Source organism: Roseibium sp. RKSG952 (assembly GCF_009711355.1).
This window is the reverse complement of sequence record NZ_SMMF01000304.1, coordinates 1-544: the sequence shown is the minus strand read 5'-3', so window position 1 is coordinate 544 and position 544 is coordinate 1. Positions and strand designations below refer to the sequence as shown.

Below are 544 nucleotides of genomic sequence, written 5' to 3'. Positions count from 1 at the left end.
GTGCACCATGACCGAAACATGCGGTTTTGCAGGGGAACCAGGGCGCTCGTTGGCAGCAAATGCATTCACATAGGCTTCGATTTTCTCGCTCAAGGCCTCCGGAGACGTCAGCGCCAAAAAGGACAGCAGATTGAGCTGATGGGTGCCCGCCTCGATGAAGCTCTCCGGATTGCCGGCCGCGGTCAGCCAGATCGGGATCTCCGTTTGCACCGGACGGGGTCTGATCCTTACGGGAAATTCCTCGGTGCCATTGGAAAAGACGACTTCCTCGCCGCGCCAAAGGGAACGCAGAACGGGGAGCATCTCCATCATCCGCGCCTTGCGTGTCTCATGAGCACCTGGCATCAGGACAAAGTCCCGGGCATGCCAGCCCGAGGCAATCGAAAAGCCGACCCGGCCGTTCGACAGATTGTCGATCATCGCCCAGTCCTCGGCGACACGCACCGGATGGTGCAGCGGCAAGACCACACTGCCGGCCCGGATGGAAATCCGCTTGGTCCGGCCAGCAAGTGCAGCACTGGTCACCACCGGGCTCGGATAGTGG

1 protein-coding gene is annotated in these 544 nt (G+C 61.0%); it reads right to left on the bottom strand.

Annotated features, from left to right (window positions below):
* Window positions 1–544, bottom strand: a 544-nt coding sequence (locus tag E1297_RS00815) for an LLM class flavin-dependent oxidoreductase (RefSeq protein WP_155132695.1), incomplete at both ends; no start/stop codon positions are given.